Source organism: Streptomyces sp. NPDC002926, assembly GCF_053591755.1.
Window position 1 is genome coordinate 514,433 of record NZ_JBSFUK010000002.1, and the last position, 15,106, is coordinate 529,538.

General features: G+C 69.6%; 14 protein-coding genes and 2 pseudogenes. 10 read left to right on the top strand and 6 right to left on the bottom strand.

All coding sequences use genetic code 11. The annotated features are described in order from the left end of the window. Positions 1–123 precede the first annotated feature (123 nt). Complete coding sequence (locus ACWDZ6_RS05665) at positions 124–531, bottom strand: pyridoxamine 5'-phosphate oxidase family protein (protein WP_451501800.1); 408 nt, start codon at positions 529–531, stop codon at positions 124–126. 139 nt (positions 532–670) lie between these two features. Between ACWDZ6_RS05665 and clpB the strand changes: the two genes are divergently transcribed. Together clpB and ACWDZ6_RS05675 are read left to right on the top strand one after the other, a co-directional pair. After that, entirely contained in the window at positions 671–3,262 is a 2,592-nt protein-coding gene (gene clpB / locus ACWDZ6_RS05670; protein WP_451501801.1) for an ATP-dependent chaperone ClpB, read from the top strand. A 325-nt stretch (positions 3,263–3,587) separates the two neighbouring features. After that, positions 3,588–4,151 (top strand): YbjN domain-containing protein, encoded by a 564-nt coding sequence (locus tag ACWDZ6_RS05675; RefSeq protein WP_451501802.1) that lies wholly within the window; start codon positions 3,588–3,590, stop codon positions 4,149–4,151. 18 nt (positions 4,152–4,169) lie between these two features. Here the strand turns inward: ACWDZ6_RS05675 and ACWDZ6_RS05680 are convergent, their stop codons facing one another. Next, on the bottom strand, positions 4,170–5,372 hold the full coding sequence (locus ACWDZ6_RS05680; protein ID WP_451501803.1) for a glycosyltransferase family 39 protein: 1,203 nt from the start codon (positions 5,370–5,372) through the stop codon (positions 4,170–4,172). Positions 5,373–5,494: 122 nt separating this feature from the next. Then, positions 5,495–5,929: pseudogene (locus ACWDZ6_RS05685) on the bottom strand (aminotransferase class I/II-fold pyridoxal phosphate-dependent enzyme); the annotation flags it as partial. 228 nt (positions 5,930–6,157) lie between these two features. Between ACWDZ6_RS05685 and ACWDZ6_RS05690 the strand changes: the two are divergent. After that, positions 6,158–7,291 carry an aminotransferase class I/II-fold pyridoxal phosphate-dependent enzyme gene (locus ACWDZ6_RS05690; protein WP_451501804.1) on the top strand — a complete coding sequence of 378 codons (1,134 nt, stop codon included), beginning with the start codon at positions 6,158–6,160 and terminating at the stop codon, positions 7,289–7,291. 189 nt (positions 7,292–7,480) lie between these two features. Here ACWDZ6_RS05690 and ACWDZ6_RS05695 read toward each other — a convergent pair whose 3' ends face one another. Continuing rightward, complete coding sequence (locus ACWDZ6_RS05695) at positions 7,481–7,738, bottom strand: hypothetical protein (RefSeq protein ID WP_451501805.1); 258 nt, start codon at positions 7,736–7,738, stop codon at positions 7,481–7,483. A 203-nt stretch (positions 7,739–7,941) separates the two neighbouring features. Continuing rightward, on the bottom strand, positions 7,942–8,322 hold the full coding sequence (locus ACWDZ6_RS05700) for a winged helix-turn-helix transcriptional regulator (RefSeq protein WP_451501806.1): 381 nt from the start codon (positions 8,320–8,322) through the stop codon (positions 7,942–7,944). A gap of 142 nt (positions 8,323–8,464) precedes the next feature. Here ACWDZ6_RS05700 and ACWDZ6_RS05705 point away from each other — a divergent pair, with 142 nt between their 5' ends. Together ACWDZ6_RS05705 and ACWDZ6_RS05710 are read left to right on the top strand one after the other, a co-directional pair. Beyond that, positions 8,465–8,872, top strand: coding sequence for a RidA family protein (locus tag ACWDZ6_RS05705; protein WP_451501807.1), 408 nt, complete (start codon positions 8,465–8,467; stop codon positions 8,870–8,872). Positions 8,873–8,907: 35 nt separating this feature from the next. Beyond that, the gene (locus tag ACWDZ6_RS05710; RefSeq protein ID WP_451501808.1) at positions 8,908–9,405 is read left to right on the top strand and encodes a hypothetical protein; all 498 of its coding nucleotides are present in this window, start codon (positions 8,908–8,910) and stop codon (positions 9,403–9,405) included. 62 nt (positions 9,406–9,467) lie between these two features. Here ACWDZ6_RS05710 and ACWDZ6_RS05715 read toward each other — a convergent pair. After that, positions 9,468–9,681, bottom strand: a pseudogene (locus ACWDZ6_RS05715) (hypothetical protein); the annotation flags it as partial. Between the two features lie 715 nt (positions 9,682–10,396). Here ACWDZ6_RS05715 and ACWDZ6_RS05720 point away from each other — a divergent pair. From ACWDZ6_RS05720 to pyrE, 5 genes are all read left to right on the top strand, one after another. After that, on the top strand, positions 10,397–10,915 hold the full coding sequence (locus ACWDZ6_RS05720) for a DUF2617 family protein (protein ID WP_451501809.1): 519 nt from the start codon (positions 10,397–10,399) through the stop codon (positions 10,913–10,915). A gap of 54 nt (positions 10,916–10,969) precedes the next feature. After that, complete coding sequence (locus tag ACWDZ6_RS05725) at positions 10,970–12,565, top strand: polyamine aminopropyltransferase (RefSeq protein ID WP_451501810.1); 1,596 nt, start codon at positions 10,970–10,972, stop codon at positions 12,563–12,565. Positions 12,566–12,633: 68 nt separating this feature from the next. Further along, positions 12,634–13,563 carry an SRPBCC domain-containing protein gene (locus tag ACWDZ6_RS05730; protein WP_451501811.1) on the top strand — a complete coding sequence of 310 codons (930 nt, stop codon included), beginning with the start codon at positions 12,634–12,636 and terminating at the stop codon, positions 13,561–13,563. A 26-nt stretch (positions 13,564–13,589) separates the two neighbouring features. After that, on the top strand, positions 13,590–14,387 hold the full coding sequence (locus ACWDZ6_RS05735) for an aldose epimerase family protein (protein WP_451501812.1): 798 nt from the start codon (positions 13,590–13,592) through the stop codon (positions 14,385–14,387). 10 nt (positions 14,388–14,397) lie between these two features. After that, positions 14,398–14,937: an orotate phosphoribosyltransferase gene (gene pyrE / locus ACWDZ6_RS05740; RefSeq protein ID WP_366733677.1), complete on the top strand. Its 540-nt coding sequence runs from the start codon at positions 14,398–14,400 to the stop codon at positions 14,935–14,937. The last annotated feature ends 169 nt before the right edge of the window (positions 14,938–15,106 follow it).

A 15,106-nucleotide genomic window follows, 5' to 3' on the forward strand; every position in this document is an offset into this window, starting at 1 on the left:
CTCAGGTGCTTCCCCCACACAGCGGCGCCATCGTGGACCTGAAACACGATGGCGCCGCTGTGCATTTCCCGCACGGAGCTGTGTCCCGCGCGGAGGCGGGACGGCCGGCTTCGGCCGCGTCCGTCAGCCGCGTCCCATCGCCCGGTCCAGGGCGATTTCGATGAGCACCCGGTCCGGGTTGGGCGCCGGGATGCGCTCGTAGCGCTCCGCGTAGCGCCGTACCGCGTCCTCGATGAGCTCCGGCTCCGTGCGTACGGTCGCCAGCCCCTCCAGCGTCGCCCAGCGCCCCCGGTGGACCTGGCAGACGGCCACGCGCGCCCCGCCCTGGCGGTCCGCGGCCAGGATGTTGGCCACCTTCGTGCTGCTCTTGTTGGTGATGATGCGGGCGAGCCCGGCCCCGGGGTCGTATGTCACGCCCACCGGCACGACGTGCGGGCTGCCGTCCGGACGCTGTGTGGTGAGCGTGCACAGATGGTATTCACGCCAGAACGCGAGGTATTCGGGACCTGGGTTGCGTACGTCGATGGCCATGCTCTGCAGGGTAATTGTGACGGCAACCGGTCGCGTCGGCATCGCCTGCTCCCTGCTTGAGTGAAGTAGACTCAACTTTGTGCAGGATGAATGAGTCAGTGTTGACGGAAGAGCCCTTGAGCGAGGAGGAGAGACCGCAGTGGACGCCGAGCTGACCAACAAGAGCCGGGATGCGATCAACGCCGCCACCACCCGGGCCGTGTCCGAGGGGCACCCCGATCTGACCCCCACGCATCTGCTGCTCGCGCTGCTCGCGGGCCAGGACAACGAGAACATCACCGATCTGCTGGCCGCGGCCGAGGCCGACCAGGCAGCCGTGCGGTCCGGGGCGGAGCGGCTGCTGGCCGCGCAGCCCAGCGTGACCGGGTCCACCGTCGCGCCGCCGCAGCCCAACAGGGAGCTGCTCGCCGTCATCGCCGACGCCGCACAGCGGGCCAAGGAGCTCGGGGACGACTACATCTCCACCGAGCACCTCCTCATCGGTATCGCCGCCAAGGGCGGCCAGACCGGGGAGGTGCTGGACCAGCAGGGGGCCACGGCGAAGAAGCTGCTGGCCGCGTTCGAGACGGCGAGGGGAGGGCGCAGGGTGACCACAGCCGACCCCGAGGGGCAGTACAAGGCGCTGGAGAAGTTCGGTACGGACTTCACCGCCGCGGCCCGTGAGGGCAAGCTCGACCCGGTCATCGGCCGGGACCAGGAGATCCGCCGCGTGGTGCAGGTGCTCTCGCGGCGTACGAAGAACAACCCCGTCCTCATCGGTGAGCCCGGCGTCGGCAAGACCGCCGTCGTCGAAGGTCTCGCGCAGCGGATCGTGAAGGGCGATGTGCCCGAGTCGCTCAGGAACAAGCGGCTGGTCTCGCTCGACCTCAGCGCGATGGTTGCCGGCGCGAAGTACCGCGGTGAGTTCGAGGAGCGGCTGAAGACCGTCCTCTCCGAGATCAAGCAGAGCGACGGCCAGATCATCACCTTCATCGACGAACTGCACACCGTCGTGGGCGCCGGCGCGGGCGGCGACTCCTCCATGGACGCGGGCAACATGCTCAAACCGATGCTGGCGCGCGGAGAGTTGCGCATGGTCGGCGCGACGACGCTCGACGAGTACCGGGAGCGGATCGAGAAGGACCCCGCGCTGGAGCGGCGTTTCCAGCAGGTGCTGGTCGCCGAGCCGTCCGTGGAGGACACGATCGCGATCCTGCGAGGGCTCAAGGGCCGGTACGAGGCGCACCACAAGGTGCAGATCGCGGACTCGGCACTGGTTGCCGCCGCGACGCTCTCGGACCGGTACATCACCTCGCGTTTCCTGCCGGACAAGGCCATCGACCTGGTCGACGAAGCCGCCTCCCGGCTCCGTATGGAGATCGACTCCTCGCCCGTCGAGATCGATGAACTCCAGCGCTCGGTCGACCGGTTGAAGATGGAGGAGCTCGCTCTCAAGAACGAGACCGACCCGGGCTCCAGGCAGCGCCTGGAGAAGCTGCGCCGCGACCTCGCCGACAAGGAGGAGGAACTGCGCGGCCTCACCGCGCGCTGGGAGAAGGAGAAGGAGGGCCTCAACCGCGTCGGTGGGCTGAAGGAGAGGCTCGACGACCTGCGCGGTCAGGCCGAGCGGGCCCAGCGTGACGGCGACTTCGACACCGCGTCCAAGCTGCTGTACGGGGAAATCCCGGGCGTGGAACGAGAGTTGGAGGAGGCGGCGGAGGCCGAGCAGGAAGCGGCCAAGGACACCATGGTCAAGGAGGAGGTCGGCCCGGACGACATCGCGGATGTGGTCGGCTCCTGGACCGGGATCCCGGCCGGGCGGCTGCTCGAGGGCGAGACGCAGAAGCTGCTGCGCATGGAGCAGGAGCTGGGCAGGCGGCTGATCGGTCAGACCGAGGCGGTGCGGGCGGTCTCCGACGCGGTCCGGCGTACCCGGGCCGGGATCGCCGACCCGGACCGGCCGACCGGCTCGTTCCTCTTCCTCGGCCCCACCGGCGTCGGCAAGACCGAGCTGGCGAAGGCCCTCGCGGACTTCCTGTTCGACGACGAGCGGGCGATGGTCCGCATCGACATGAGCGAGTACGGGGAGAAGCACTCCGTGGCCCGGCTGGTCGGTGCGCCTCCGGGGTACGTCGGCTACGAGGAGGGCGGCCAGCTCACCGAGGCCGTGCGGCGGCGTCCGTACTCCGTCGTGCTGCTCGACGAGGTGGAGAAGGCGCATCCCGAGGTGTTCGACATCCTGCTCCAGGTCCTCGACGACGGCCGGCTGACGGACGGACAGGGCCGCACGGTGGATTTCCGCAACACGATCCTGGTCCTGACGTCGAACCTCGGCAGCCAGTACCTGGTCGAGCCGCTCACCTCGGAGGAGGAGAAGCGGGAGCAGGTCCTGGAGGTGGTCCGGGTCTCCTTCAAGCCGGAGTTCCTGAACCGGCTGGACGACCTGGTGGTCTTCTCGGCGCTGTCCCGCGATGAGCTCGCGCACATCGCGAAGCTCCAGATCGACCGCCTCGCGCAGCGCCTCGCCGAGCGCAGGCTCACGCTGGAGGTCACCCCGGCGGCGCTCGACTGGCTGGCGGACGAGGGCAACGACCCGGCGTATGGGGCGCGCCCGCTGCGACGTCTGGTGCAGACGGCGATCGGTGACCGCCTCGCGAAGGAGATCCTCGCGGGCGAGGTCACGGACGGCGACACGGTCCGGGTGGACCGCTTCGAGAACGGGCTGATCGTGGGAAAGGCGGGAGCGGCCTGATCGCGGGCAGCGTAGGAGCGGCCTGATCGTGGGCGGGGCGGGAGCGGCCTGATCGCGTGCAGTATGGGGCTGACGCGGTGCGGGGTTCGTCTCCCCGCCTCGCTCTTCCCCCATGGGGTACAGCCGCCCCCGGCCCCGCCGTGGGGCCCGGGGGTCTGCGACCCCACGCCACCACGTATCCCCTCATCGGGGGCACGGGAAGGCGCAGGCAGGGGAAAGGCCCGGCCGGAAATGTCAGCCCGCAGCGGATCGGGCGAGTCGGGGGTTGCCATGCCCCGCCAGGCATGGGAGAGGATGGCGGGAACCGTACGAAGGGAAATACACGGTGACCATCGATCCGTCCTCGATTCCTAATTTCGGGGGCCAGCCCCAGCCGCAGGCCGCAGGACCGGCGGGCCCCGTCGTTCCCGATCAGGACCTGGTCAAGCAGCTCCTCGATCAGATGGAGCTCAAGTACGTCGTCGACGACGAGGGCGACCTCGCCGCGCCGTGGGAGGAATTCCGCACGTACTTCATGTTCCGTGGCGAGGAGGACCAGCAGGTCTTCTCGGTGCGGACCTTCTACGACCGTCCGCACGCCCTTGAGGACAAGCCCAAGCTCCTCGATGCGATCGACGACTGGAACCGTCGCACCCTGTGGCCGAAGGTCTACACGCACATCCACGACGAGGAGGAGGACGCCCCCAGCACGGTCCGCCTCATCGGCGAGACGCAGATGCTGATCGGCATGGGCGTCAGCCTGGAGCACTTCGTGTCGTCGACGGTCAGCTGGGTCCGGGCCTCGATCGAGTTCGACAAGTGGCTCGTGGAGCAGCTCGGCCTGGAGCCGGCGGACGAGAAGGCAGCCGACGAGAAGCCCGCCGACGAGAAGCCCGCCGACGAGGCCTGAGCGGCCCCGGCACACCGGCTACGGCGCCAACGGGGACAGTGTCACCAGATACGTCCCGTAGGCGAACGACAGCCCGGCCAGCGCGACGGTCACCACGACCGCCGCCCTCGGCCGGGCTTTTGTCATGGCGCGGGCCACCGGCAGCAGCAGCGGAAAGGCCGGCAGCAGAAAACGCGGCTTGGACTCGAAGAAGCCGGAGCCGCCGACCGTGATCAGCACCAGCACGAGGGCGTAGACGAATACGGCCAACGGCGGCCGCTCCAGCGCGAAGAGCACGAACAGCAGCACCGCCGCCGCGACGACCAGCAGCGACAGCACGGGAGGGAACATCGCCGGGCGCAGCACGATGTCGCGCACCACCTTCAGCGCTCCGATCCCGAAGTCGAAGCGGGAGTTCCAGCCGCGCTGCACGGCGAAGTACCCGCGCAGCGGGTCGCCCGTACGGAAACCGACGAAGAGCACATAGCCGCACCAGCCGAGCGGCGCCACGGCCGCGCCCGTCCAGATCCGCCACCCCGGGCGCCCGCCCCGCCGGTACGCCTTGGACACCTCGTACACCGCCACCGCGAGCACCGCCGCGGCCACCGCGATCCCGTTGGGCCTGGAGAGCCCGGCGAGTGTCGCCAGCGTGCCCGCCCACACCCAGCGGCGGGTGAGCAGCGCGTACAGCGACCAGGCGGCGAAGGCGGTGAGCACCGGCTCCGTGTACGCCATGGAGAGCACGATCGAGTGCGGAAGCAGGCCCCAGAGCAGGACCGCCGTGGTCGCGACGCGCCGTCCGTGCAGCCGCTCGACGACCGCGTAGATGCCCAGGGCGGCCGCCGCGGCAGCGGACCAGGAGAGCAGCAGCCCGGCGGTGCCGCTGGTCACGGGCAGCACGGTCGTCACCGCGCGCAGCAGCCCCGGGTAGAGCGGGAAGAACGCCAGATCGCTCTGGACCGAGCCGTCCGGCCAGCTCAGGATGCGGCCGTAGCCGTGCTCGGCGATCAGCATGTACCAGTCGGAGTCCCAGGTACGAGCCAGCAGCATCCGGGGCGAGCGCCCGATGTGCCAGGCCCAGCCGGCCATCACCAGCAGCCCGGCCAGCCGCGCCACCGCGAACAGCCCCAGCGCGGGGACTGCCCTCAGCAGCGCGGCGCGCCGGCGGGAAACGGGCCTGGCACCCGCCGCCGCTGTGCTGTCGAGAGTCTCGGCGGACAGGGTGCACCTCCGGGCGCGCACAGGGGGTCGGTCAAACCGACCTTGTGCCGCCCGGGGCGCGCGCGCGAGTGCTGCGCAGCAGACGGAGCCGGTTCCTACCCGGTCGGCTGAAGGTGCGCGTGTCACCCGTGACAGCGGGCCGCTCAGCCGCTAGCGAGCCCCTTGAGGCGGGTCACCGCCTCCTGGAGCACCGACTCCCGCTTGCAGAACGCGAATCGGACGGTCGGCGCGCCCTGGTCGCGGTGGTCGTGGAAGACGGCGTTCGGGATGGCGACGACCCCGCACCGCTCCGGCAGCGACCTGCAGAAGGCGAAGCCGTCGTCCTCGCCCAGGGACCGGATGCCGGTAGTGACGAAGTACGTGCCCGCCGGGCGGTAGACCTCGAAACCGGCATCCACCAGACCCGCGCTCAGCAGATCCCGCTTGGCCCGCAGGCCGTCCCGCAGCTCCTCGGAGTACGCGTCCGGCAGCCGCAGCGCCTCGGCCACCGCGTACTGGAACGGCCCCGCCGACACGTACGTCGGGAACTGCTTCGCCGAGCGGACCGCGGTGACCAGCTCGGGAGGCGCCGTGTGCCAGGTCGATCCTTGTTCATACACATCGGAGTTTCGCTGGTCAGACGCTCCGGTGAAGGCTTGAACATGCTCACCGATAGGCCGGTGCTGCGCGTCGTGCCTATCGTGAGGGCCGAATCTCCTAGGTTGATGGACTCGGGAAAGCGGGATCGCATGAACACGGCGGGGACGGCTGACACGCGCGGCGTAGTGGGCTCGGCAGGGTGGAGCCCTGCGGCTCGGGTGCACGGAATGGGCACGTCGATCTTCACGGAGATGACGGAGCTGGCGCGGAGCACCGGGGCCGTGAACCTTGGGCAAGGGGTGCCTGAGCTGGACAGCCCGCCCGCACTGCTCAAGGACGTGGCGGATGCCGTGCTCGCGGGCAGCAACCAGTACCCGCCGGCTCATGGGTTCCCAGCACTCCGAGAGGCTGTCGCCGCTCACCAGCTGCGCCGGTACGGCCTCGAATACCAGCCTCAGGGCGAGGTGCTGGTCACCACGGGCGCGACGGAAGCCCTCGCCGCGGCCCTCCTGGCGCTCTGCGACCCGGGTGACGAGGTCATTGCCTTCGACCCCTGCTACGACGCGTACGCGGCGGATACCCGGCTCGCCGGGGCCCGCCTGGTCGCCGTCCCTCTGGTCCTCGACGGCGACGGTTTCGCCCTCGACGCTGACGCGTTGCGTGCGGCCGTATCCCCGCGTACCCGGGTACTGATCCTGAACACGCCGCACAACCCCACGGGCATGGTCTTCAAGGCCGCGGAGTTGGAAGCCATCGCAGATGTGTGCCGTGAGCACTCGCTGACGGTCATCACGGATGAGGTCTACGAACACCTCGTCTACAACGATGGCGCGCGCCATCTGCCCATCGCTGCTCTGCCGGAGATGCAGGAACGGACGGTGGTCATCTCCTCGGCGGGCAAGACCTTCAACACAACGGGCTGGAAGGTTGGTTGGGTCTGTGGACCCGCTCCGCTCGTCGCCGCGGTGGGCGCGGCGAAGCAGTTCCTGACGTACGCCTCGGGGACTCCGTACCAGGAAGCGCTGGCGCACGCGCTCGACTCGGTGGAGGAGTGGGCGGCGGGTCTTCGGGACACTCTGCGCCGGAACCGGGACCTGTTGAGCGCCGGCCTGGCAGAAGCTGGACTGCGGCCCTTCCGTGCGGATGCCGGCTACTTCGTGCAGGCGGATGTGCGGCCGTGGGGCTACTCGGACGGCGTCCGGTTCTGCCGGGACCTGCCGGAGCGCGCTGGTGTGGTGGCCATCCCCACATCGGCGTTCTACCTCAACGTGAACGCTCCGGCCTGGCTGGTCCGCTTCTCGTTCTGCAAGCGCGAGGAGTCGATCCGTAAAGCAGTTGTACAGCTGGCCGGCACGCGCTGACCGTGGCCGGTGCTTGGATTCGTGGTCAGAACTTCCCGGCATCCGAGCGTGATGGCCGCCGACTGTTGAAGCGTTCCCGACTCATCGTCGTCGGGCAGGTTGGTGTGCGGCGGTCAAGGGCTGCAGCACCGTCGCCACCGATGCGCATCACTGGTGCGGGGCCGTCCCAGTGGTCGGCTGCGAGGTGGATCAGGCGTCTTCGGGATCCAGCTCGAACGTGAAATAGATGCTCAGGCAGTAGGGCTGGTCCTCGTCGTGGAAGAAGTCCCACGACACGTCCGACAGTCGGATTCTGTGTTCCCGCACCCACTCATGGGCTTTCCTGAAGGCTTCCGCGGCAGTTGTGGCGGGGAACAGCTTCCTGGCGATGGGGTGCACCCCAGTCTCAGCGTCCGAATCGTCGAATCCCTCCGGAACGTCCAGGCAGAAGTTGGGATCCAGCACCATGGAGTGCGCCCTCTCCAGTCGGTCTACTAGTACGAGTCGACAGAGGCTGATCCTCTGAGCCCGACGCTCGGTAGGACCGCCGCACACCCGGACAGGTTGCTTCTGTCGACCACGCGGCGGTGCCGCAGCCGGTGGAACGGCCCCGTGATGATCCCAACGACACGGCCCAGCGGTCCGAGCGGTGGCCGCCGTTGGTCAACCCGTCAGGCGTCGAAGCGGTGGCGGGAGGCCTCGATGTGACCGAGGTACCGGTGGGTCCAGTCGCACAGTCCGTCGATCGTCACCCGCAGGGCCTGGCCCGGCTCGGTGAGGGTGTACTCGACCCGCGGCGGCACGACGGGGTGCACCGTCCGCTCGACCAGGCCGTTGCGCTCCAGCATGCGCAGGTTCTGGGTGAGCATCTTGTGGCTGACGCCCCCGATCTCGTTCCGCAGCTCGCCGAAGCGCAGGGTGCGTTCACCGAGAGACTCGATGATCAGGAGCGCCCACTTGTTGGCGACGTCCGAGAAGATCTCCCGCGCCAGAGAGTCCGCCCGCCTCAGGTCCGCTTCGTCGGGCGAGCCCGTGAACTGCTTGGTCACCATATGGTTCCCCAGTCACTGAAAAGTGCGTTCTTCCATGTCAGCGGCCACTCTCCTACGGTTTCTGAGTAACCACAAGAGAGCACCTGCGTCGTGGCTGGGTGGAAGCGAGCCCGCGCGCTCTCATGACAAGGAGGCACGCAGCATGACCATCACCCTGGTGAACCCCAACGGATTGCCGGAGATCGACGCCTACCGGCAGGTGTCGATCGCGACCGGGTCGAAGCTGGTCTTCATCGCCGGGCAGGTCGCCTGGGGCGTCGACGGTGTCACGGTCGGAGAAGGCGACCTCGCCGCCCAGGTCGAGCAGTGCTACCTCAACATCGCCACCGCCCTGGCGGGGATCGGCGGCTCCTTCGACGACGTGGCGAAACTGACCGTCTACGTCGTCGACTGGACCCCCGGCAAGATGCCCCTGCTCCTGGACGGGATCACCCGGGCGACCGCGAAGCTCGGCGTCACGCCGGTACCGCCGGCCACGCTGCTCGGCGTCGCGGCACTGGATGTACCCGAGCACCTGGTCGAGATCGAAGCCACCGCCGTCATCAACTGAACAGGCGCTCGTCGCCCGGCCGGGAGACTCCCACCATGGACACCACACCCGAGCAAATGAGCTCCCGGACAGTGGCCGGATGGACCATCGCGGTCGCGGGCCCCGGAGCACTCGCAGGCTTCGCCTGGGGAGGGCCGTTCCTCGCCGTCACCTGCGCCCTTTCCCTGGGAGGCGGCGCAGTCCTGGCCATGGTCCTGTCCCGCCGTCAAATGATCGCAACCATTCGGGAAGGACGGGGAAAGGCCGCCGCGCTCGGGTACGCCGATGGAATCGCGGACATGATGGTGCTGGAGATATCCGCGTACAGGGCTTCCGTCTTTCCGCTGTCCGGCGCCGGCGCGGTAGACACCGCCGAGCGCAGGGCGCGCCGCAAAGCCGCCTACCAACTCACGGCCGCCGATGGGCTGCCCCACCACATTCGTGAGGCAGCGGCCGCCGCTCTCGAAGCGATCGACGACGCGCGTGACCGCGAAACACAGACCGCCATGGAGGACCTCATGAAGACCGTCCAAGAGCAGCGCCGCGGCATGTGACGCAGCCGGAGCGGGCGCCCGTACGCACTGCACAATCGCTCATGTGCCCTGGGACGTCGATCTCCGGGACCCGGCGGGTACTGGTGGCCGCGGCCGTCGCGCAGCGCCCGTAACGCCGCCTCCCTGATCTCCTTCCGGCCGTCCGTGTCGGGGAAGCCCTGGCCGAGGCTGATCGAACCCGGTCCGTACGGCCGGCGCCGGCATCTCCGCGTAGTTCGTCGTGCCGAAGCTCTGGAGTTGCTCAAGTCTGCTTTGGGTTCTCACAGCCGGGGGCATCCCCGTCTCACACAAGAAGCGGTCACGCAAAGACGCGGGGGGCTCGCTTCGGGGGATGGAAGGACGGTGAGAGCAGTGGCAGCTTTCTTCGGGATTCTGATGGTCGTCTTCGTGTTCGCCGTGGTCGTCGCCGGCAGGGCGAAGGCGAAGAAAGCCAACCGGGGCAGGACGGGCAAGGGCCGTCGGCGCAGCGGGGCCGGGGGCAGCGGTGGCAGCTGGTGGGCGGGTGGCGCTGACGGGGGCTCTTCGTCCTGCGGCGGCTCTTCGTCCTGTGGCGGTTCCTCGTCGTGCGGCGGTTCCTCGTCCTGCGGCGGTGGCGGATGCGGTGGCGGAGGCAGCTGACACGGGGCAGCCGGTCCGCGACCACTGAAGGCACCCGGCGGGTGAACTCCCGTCGGGTGCCTTCTTGTTGACTGCTCAGTCGGCCGCCGCGCGGGTCGTTTTGCGGATCGCCGCGTCGGCCATGTCGACCTTTTTTGTTGAACAGTTGAACTGTAGGGCCCCCGAGGGGATGGAAACCCAACCAAGTTGGGTAAAAGCGCTGTGGGTGCCGCGCAGTTCATGATTCCCTCGCTGTTGGAACCTATTGGAACCATCCAGCCCTCGGACCTCATGTGGACCCGAGCAGGCGTTCCCCCACTTTCTGACCTTCCCCCCTCCGGGGCGCCCCCGGTCCACGTGTCCACCTGTCGAAGCGTGTTTGCGGAGCCGACCCATGCTCACGACCCTCAAGACCGCCTATTCCGATACCAGTGCCGACGACCTCGCCTGGGCGTTGGGACGCGAGCCGCTCCCTGCCCTGGCCGTCCTCGACCTCGAACTCTCAGGAGCGAAACTGCAGTTGAGACTGCTGGGCGCCTCCCATCAAGTGCTGCTCGAGGAGGAGCGGGGCAGCTGCTCCGAGACCGTCGCCTGTATGCGCGGCAGCAGCACTCCGCTGCCGCTCGGGGTGGCCAAACGGCTCGGCGACTGGGAGTACGAGTTCGCGGCCCACGTCGAAACGCTCACGGAGGGGTCGTTCGCGGGTCGTGCGCAGGAGCTGCTCGCGCTGGTCGCCGACCACCCGAACGGACTGGCCGGCACCTTTCCCGGGTCGCCGCACGCGTTCACCGCGATGCTGGCGCAGCGGATCGAGGGCCAGGTGCGGTGGCGCACCTGGCACGCCTATCCGCAGGAGGGTCGTCTCGTTGTCACCCGTACGCGCGTTGGCGTCCGTATGCCGGCCGCGCTGTAGTTACACTCTTGTGGGTGACACAGCGCACGTGCGCCGCGACGTAGCGTTACGAACATGATCGACCAGCAGCCGACCTCAGTGCCCCAGAGCGTGCTGCGGCTGCCCGTCCGCCCGGACGCCGGACGGTATCTGGTGCTGGTCGCGGTCTTCGTCTGCGCCGCCTGCGGACTGGTCTACGAGCTCGAACTGGTCGCCCTCGCCTCGTACTTGATCGGCGATTCCGTCACCCAGGCGTCCGTCGTCCTTTCGGTGATGGTCTTCGCGATGGGTGTCGGCTCGCTGCTCGCCAAGCGACTGCGCTGCCGGGCCGCGGTCGGCTTCGGTCTGCTGGAGGCCGCGCTGGCCATGATCGGCGGCTGTTCGGCCATGGTGCTGTACGCCTTCTTCGCCTGGATCGGCGAGTCCCGGTTCGTGCTGGTCCTGTTCTCCCTGGCCATCGGTGTGCTGATCGGCGCCGAGATCCCGCTGCTGATGTCCCTGATCCAGCGCATCTCCAGGCGCGACGCGGAGGGCACGGTGGCCGATCTGTTCGCCGCCGACTATGTGGGCGCCCTCGTCGGCGGGCTCGCCTTCCCGTTTCTGCTGCTGCCCTGGCTTGGGCAGCTCATGGGCGCGCTGTTGACGGGAGCCGTCAACGCGGTGGCAGGCGGACTGCTCGTGCTGTGGCTCTTCCGCCGCGATCTGACGGCCCGTTCCCGATGGTGGCTGCTGGTCGCCAATGTGACGGTGCTGGCGGTGCTTGCGACCGCGGCGGTCCTGGTCGACGACTTCGAGCGCGCCGCGCGCAGCGCGGTCTACGGGCATCAGGTGCGGGTCGCCGTCCACACCGACGTACAGGAAGTCGTGCTCACCGGCGGCCGGTCGGGGCCGCCGGACCTCTTCCTGGACGGCCGGCTGCGGGTAAGCGGGCGCGACGAGTACCGGTACCACGAGGCGCTGGTCCACCCGGCGATGCGCGGGCCGCACGCGCGCGTACTGATCCTGGGCGGCGGCGACGGGCTGGCGGCGCGTGAGGCGCTGCGCTATCCGGATGTCCGGTCGGTGACCGTCGTCGAACTGGATGCCGGCGTCGTCCGGCTGGCGCGCACGGACCCGGCGCTCTCCACGCTGAACGCCCACGCCTATCAGGATCCGCGGGTGCGGGTCGTCACCGCGGACGCCTTCTCCTGGCTGCGCGCACCCCGGGGGACGTACGACGTGGTGATCTCGGACCTCCCCGACCCGGGCATCACTCCCAGCACCAAGCTGTACTCCCAGGAGTTCTACGGGCTCGCCGCACGGGTCCTCGCGGACGGTGGGCGGCTGGTCGTCCATGCGGGGCCGCCGGCCTCCCGTCCGCACACCTTCTGGACGATCGACGCGACGCTGCGCGCGGCCGGGTTCGGCACCCGGCCGTACAGCGCGGGCGGCCGGTTCTCGGGCTTCGCCGCGGGCCCGGACCGGGCGACGGGCACTGCCGCCGCGCCGCACGACTGGGGGTTCCTGCTCGCCGCCGCGGGCCGGGTCCCGCGGCTCGGACTCGACACCGGAGTACCGCGGCTGCGGGCGCTCGGCCCGTCCGCGCTCGCGGCGGGGGTGCGTGCCGCCGAGCGGACCAGGCTGCCTGCCCTACCGCCGTCGACGTTGGTGCACCCGCGGTACACAGACTGAGTACGGACTGCGCGGTACACGGACCGAAACGCTGACGTGGCGCTCCCGCCTGGGTAGGCTCGGCTTCCATGGAGCATGAGGTGTTCGTTCCGCTTCCGGCAGAGACCCTCCGACAGGCGCTGCGGGACCCCGCGCGGGTCGCCCGCTGCGTCCCCGGGCTCCAGCAGGCCGCGGCCGACTCGGCAGGCCCGCTCTCCGGGCGGCTGAAGATCCGGATCGGCGGGCACACGATCACTTACCGCGGCACCCTGCGCATCGTCGAGCAGGGCGACACCTTCGCGGTCGAGGGCGAGGGCGTGGAGGCACGCGGCACCGGTTCGGCCAAGGTGACCCTGACGATCCGCACCGAACCCACCGACGGCGGTACGAGGCTCAGCTTCACCGGTACGTCCAGCGCAGAGGGACGGCTGGCGGAGCTGGCCGACTCGGCGACGGCATCGGCCGCGCACCGGCTGCTGGACCGGTTCGCCGACCGGATCGCACTGACGGCGGAGCCGACACCGGAAGAGCTGGAACAGCCGGTCGACGGCGGCGAAGCCCCCGCGGAGACCGAAGCCCCCGCGGACGCCAGGAAGCCGTCCGTGTTCGACGCACCGGTGCCGCCGCCGTCGCTCGACCCGGTAGCCGAGGAGCAGTTCGGCGCAACGGACGCGCCTGACGTGCCCGATGTGCCAGAGGTCTCCGATGTGCCGGAGGCACCTGACGTATCGGAGGTGGCGGGCGTATCGGAGGTGCCGGGCGCATCCGGAGCACCGGAGCGGCAGGAGGTCTCCGCCGTCCCCGACGAACCGCCCGCCGAAGCCGCGCACGCCCGCCGCACCATGATCGGGCGCAGCGCCGAAGAGGTCGACCACGCCCCGCCGCGCGGCCGCTACGCACCTACGCCGGCGCCCGACGCGGGCACCGCCGGTGCCACCCTTCGCTGGCTCGCTCCCGCCGCGGCCCTCGCGCTCGCCTCCGCGGTCGTTGTCGGACGAGTGCTGCGGCGCCGCAAGTAGCCGTCGGTCGCCAGTACTGTCGTCGTGTGAGTAGCAGCGAAGAGAACATCCGGCTGGCCGCCGGAGACGTCGAGTTGACCGTGCATCCGCAGAACGGCTGCCGCGTCGCGAGCCTGCGCATCGGCGGCACCGAGGTGCTGCGCCAGGGTGAGCGGTACGGCTCGTTCCCGATGGTCCCCTGGTGCGGCCGTGTCGGGAACGGCCGGTTCAGCAATGGAGACGTACGCCATCAACTGCCGCTCAACTCACCGCCGCACGCCATCCACGGCACGGGCCGCGACACCGCCTGGCACACCGCCCGCGCGGACAAGAGCACGGCTGCCTTCACCTACGACCTCGCCGACCCCTGGCCGTACACCGGACGCGTCACTCAGGCCTTCGAGCTGGCCGGGGACTCGCTGACACTCACCATGGGCGTCGAGACGTACGGGACGTCCTTCCCGGCCCAGGCCGGCTGGCACCCGTGGTTCCTGCGCAACCTCGGCACCGGTGAGGACGCGCGGATCGACTTCACGCCCGGGTGGCAGGAGGAGCGTGGCTCCGACCATCTGCCGACCGGTCGGCGCATCGCGCCGCTGCCCGGCCCGTGGGACGACTGCTTCGGGATGCCCGACGGTGTCTCGGTCACGCTCACCTGGCCGGAGCAGCTGGAGCTCACGGTCACCAGTCGCGCCGAGTGGGTCGTCGTCTACGACGAGCAGGACGAGGCCATCTGTGTGGAACCGCAGTCGGGCCCGCCGAACGGTCTCAACACCCACCCGCAGCTGGTCACCCCGATCGAACCGCTGGAGATCGCGACCACCTGGACCTGGCACCGCCTTTAAGCTCATGGGCATGACTGACGTACGTGCTGAGCTGCTCCAGCAGATCAAGGACAAGGCCGTGGTGCACGGCAAAGTGACCCTCTCCTCGGGTCTTGAGGCCGACTGGTACATCGACCTGCGCCGCATCACGCTGGACGGCGAGGCCGCGCCGCTGGTCGGCCAGGTGATGCTCGATGCCACCGCCGAGCTGGACTACGACTGCGTGGGCGGTCTGACGCTCGGCGCCGACCCGGTGGCGACGTCGATGCTGCATGCATCGGCGGCGCGCGGGCAGCGGCTCGACGCATTTGTCGTACGCAAGACGGGCAAGGCGCACGGTATGCAGCGCCGGATCGAGGGCACTGACGTCAAGGGCCGTCGCTGCCTGGTCGTCGAGGATGTCTCGACCACCGGCGGTTCCCCGCTGACCGCCGTCGAGGCGGTACGGGAGGCCGGCGGCGAGGTCGTCGCGGTCGCCGTCATCGTGGAGCGCGGCGCGGCTCCGGCCATCGCCGCGGCAGGCCTTCCCTATGTCAATGCGTACTCGCTCGACGAACTCGGTCTCGCCTGACCTCCTTCGCCGACTCGTGACCTAGGTCCCGAGAAAGGCTCTGACCTGCGATGACGTCGAGGCGCGTGCTGTTTCACGTGAAACGGGGCGCGCCTCGCGCAGGTCGGTGACCCACGCAGGGTGGAGCTGCGCCCAGAGTCTGGAAAGATGGGCGCCGACGATGACGTCG

Bases quoted from the DNA above. Each gene is read 5' to 3' on its own strand.
- ACWDZ6_RS05690 (WP_451501804.1), top strand. From the start codon at position 6,158: ATGGGCACGTCGATCTTCACGGAGATGACGGAGCTGGCGCGGAGCACC.
- ACWDZ6_RS05710 (WP_451501808.1), top strand. From the start codon at position 8,908: ATGGACACCACACCCGAGCAAATGAGCTCCCGGACAGTGGCCGGATGG.
- ACWDZ6_RS05725 (WP_451501810.1), top strand. From the start codon at position 10,970: ATGATCGACCAGCAGCCGACCTCAGTGCCCCAGAGCGTGCTGCGGCTG.
- ACWDZ6_RS05720 (WP_451501809.1), top strand. From the start codon at position 10,397: ATGCTCACGACCCTCAAGACCGCCTATTCCGATACCAGTGCCGACGAC.
- ACWDZ6_RS05730 (WP_451501811.1), top strand. From the start codon at position 12,634: ATGGAGCATGAGGTGTTCGTTCCGCTTCCGGCAGAGACCCTCCGACAG.
- ACWDZ6_RS05700 (WP_451501806.1), bottom strand. From the start codon at position 8,322: ATGGTGACCAAGCAGTTCACGGGCTCGCCCGACGAAGCGGACCTGAGG.
- ACWDZ6_RS05665 (WP_451501800.1), bottom strand. From the start codon at position 531: ATGGCCATCGACGTACGCAACCCAGGTCCCGAATACCTCGCGTTCTGG.
- ACWDZ6_RS05705 (WP_451501807.1), top strand. From the start codon at position 8,465: ATGACCATCACCCTGGTGAACCCCAACGGATTGCCGGAGATCGACGCC.
- pyrE (WP_366733677.1), top strand. From the start codon at position 14,398: ATGACTGACGTACGTGCTGAGCTGCTCCAGCAGATCAAGGACAAGGCC.
- ACWDZ6_RS05695 (WP_451501805.1), bottom strand. From the start codon at position 7,738: ATGGTGCTGGATCCCAACTTCTGCCTGGACGTTCCGGAGGGATTCGAC.